Source organism: Sulfuricaulis sp., assembly GCF_049587675.1.
Taxonomy (GTDB): Bacteria; Pseudomonadota; Gammaproteobacteria; order Acidiferrobacterales; family Sulfurifustaceae; genus Sulfuricaulis.
The window spans coordinates 1-2944 of record NZ_JBAVEJ010000097.1; the positions used below are offsets into that span (position 1 = coordinate 1).

The following is a 2944-nucleotide window of genomic DNA, read 5'->3' on the forward strand; positions in this document are numbered from 1 at the left end:
CCCAAGGTGCGCGGCGTGCACGCGCGCCTGATGGGTGCGGCCGGTGAGCAGTTGTATCTCCATGAGCGTGGCGGAACCGAAGCGCTGATGCGGAATGAACCGGCTCGCCGATTCCTTGCCGTCCTCGGTGACCTCCACCATGTGCTCGCCGGCGTGCGGCCGGTTCTTTTCCAGCGCCACTGACACCTCGCGCGTCCCGCCGCGCCAAGCCCCGGAGACCAGCGCGAGATAATGCTTTTCCATTTTCCCCTCGCGCAGCATCCGATGCAGCGCCAGCATCGCCGGGCGGGTCTTGGCCAGCAGCAGGCAACCCGACGTGTCCCGGTCCAGGCGGTGCGCCAGTTCCAGAGCCGGCGTCTCCGGCCGCAAGCCGCGCAGGGCCTCGATCAAACCGACGCTGACGCCGCTGCCGCCGTGCACCGCCAACCCGGCCGGCTTGTTCACCACCATGAGATCGTCGTCCTCGTACAGGATGCGCGACAGCAGCCAGCCAAACCCGTCCGCGGCCTTCTCAGGATCAAGGTCCTTGGCCAGCGACAGGCGCAGGGGTGGAATCCGCACCACGTCCCCCGGCTCCAGGCGGTAGTCCGGCCGCGCCCGTCCCTTGTTAATCCGCACCTCGCCCTTGCGCAGGATGCGGTAAATATGGCTCCGGGGCACGCCTTTCAGGGTGGCGATCAGGAAATTGTCGAGCCGCTGACCGGCGCGGGATTCATCGATTTCGAGGTAACGGACGGCGGGGGACCCGGATTTCACGGCCTTTTCCATGCTGAAAACCATCATAACAGATTGCTGGGGAACCGCTTCGTTTGCTATAGTGCGATGGTGCACTTTTGGTGAAATCTCTGATTTTGATACAAGTGCGTGGAACGCAACGGATTTTCGCGCCAGGTAAAAGCCGGCGCGGGCTCTACCGCACCGTTGCCCCCGGCGAAGCGCCGGCAGCTAAATGCAAAAACGCGACTAGAGCCCAAACAGGGTGACACGCCTCTCCCCTACTTCCTGTAGAGGCGTATGTAGACGCTCCAGTTTTGCGAGCACCTGCCGACATCAGCACATGGCAGACGGCACGTGTGACAGCCAAAACCTGTCCACGGTGTAATTAAAGTCTGAATTGTACATCTGCGCTCTCTATCAACGAAGCGTGGAACCATAGCAGAAGGCCGTCAAACCAAGACGGCTTCTGCCGCCCTGTCGGAAGGACGACGTTCCGTCTTGCCGCGCTGTGACTACAGCGCGAGGCGGTGTAGTTCGCCAAACCGTGCGTCGGGGATTAACTACCGATGAAACGTATTCTATTCAACGCAACTCACCCCGAGGAGTTGCGGCTGGCTGTTGTCGACGGCCAGAAACTTCTCGACCTCGACATTGAGTCCTCCACCTATCAGCAGAAGAAAGGCAACATCTACAAGGCCAAGATCACCCGCGTAGAACCCAGCCTGGAAGCCGCCTTCGTGGATTACGGCTCCGAACGCCAGGGCTTCCTGCCGCTCAAGGAAATTTCCCGCATTTACTTCCAGGGTTACGACGAGCGCACCCCCATGAGCCAGGTGCGCATCAAGGACGTGGTCCGGGAAGGCCAGGAAATGATCGTGCAGGTGGACAAGGAAGAGCGCGGTACCAAGGGCGCGGCGCTCACGACCTTCGTCAGCCTCGCCGGTCGTTACCTGGTGCTCATGCCGAACAACCCCCGCGGCGGCGGCATCTCGCGCCGCATCGAAGGCGAGGAACGCGCCGAGCTGCGCGAAGCCATGTCCCAGCTCAAGCTCCCGGACGATTACTCCGTCATCGCCCGCACCGCCGGTATCGGCTGCTCGGCTGAAGAACTGCAATGGGACCTTGATTACCTGATCAATCTGTGGGACGCCATCTACAAGGCCTCGCAGGAGCGCGCCGCGCCCTTCCTGATCTACCAGGAAAGCAATCTCGTGGTGCGCGCCACCCGCGACTACCTCAAGGCTGACATCGGCGACATCATGGTGGACAACCCGGAAATCTTCGAGCGCATGCAGAAATTCATGCAGCAGGTCGCGCCGCAAAACCTGGAGAAGCTCAAGCTATACAAGGATGAAACCCCCCTGTTCTCGCGTTACCAGATCGAACACCAGATCGAGTCGGCGTTCTCGCGTGAAGTGCGCCTGGAATCGGGCGGCGCGATCGTGTTCGACAAGACCGAAGCACTGGTCACGATCGACGTGAACTCGTCGCGCGCCACCAAGGGCGCCGACATCGAAGAGACCGCACTCAACACCAATCTGGAAGCCGCGGATGAAGTCGCGCGCCAATTGCGCCTGCGCGACCTCGGCGGACTGATCGTCATCGACTTCATCGACATGACGCCCGAACGCAACCGGCGTGAAGTGGAAAACCGCATGTTCGAGGCATTGAAGGTAGACCGTGCCCGCACGCAAGTTGGACGCATCTCACGTTTCGGGCTGCTGGAGATGTCGCGCCAGCGCCTGCGGCCCTCGCTAGGTGAATCCTCCAGCCTCATCTGCCCGCGCTGTCTCGGTACCGGTCATATTCGTGGAGTGCAATCCTCGGGGCTGTCGATCCTGCGCATGATCCAGGAAGAGGCCATGAAGGAAAACACCGCGGCGGTGCATGTGCACCTGCCAATGGAGACGGCCACTTACCTGCTCAACGAGAAGCGCATGGAGATCACCGCAGTTGAGTCGCGCGTCGGCACGCCGATCATGATCATCCCGACCTCGGAACTGGAAACGCCGCACTATCATATTCGCCGCCTGCGTATCGACGAATACGAAGCCGAGGCCGATGTGCCGAGTTACGAGATCGACATCGTCGAGAAGGAAGAAATCGATGACAGGAAACCCGCCCAAGCCGCTCCCGCCGCCGCTGAGGCGGAAAAGCCGGTGATCGGGCCGCTCACACACGCGGCGGCGCCGCCCGAGCCGCCGAAGGCCGCGCACGGCGGTGGTGG

The 2944-nt window shown here is 61.8% G+C and carries 2 protein-coding genes; one reads left to right on the forward strand and one right to left on the reverse strand.

Annotated features, from left to right (window positions below; translation table 11 throughout):
* Positions 1-783, reverse strand: a 783-nt coding sequence (locus WB402_RS05175; RefSeq protein ID WP_424205851.1) for an RluA family pseudouridine synthase, incomplete at its 3' end; no start/stop codon positions are given.
* A gap of 500 nt (positions 784-1283) precedes the next feature.
* Between WB402_RS05175 and WB402_RS05180 the strand changes: the two genes are divergently transcribed.
* Positions 1284-2944, forward strand: a 1661-nt coding sequence (locus tag WB402_RS05180) for an Rne/Rng family ribonuclease (protein WP_424205852.1), incomplete at its 3' end; no start/stop codon positions are given.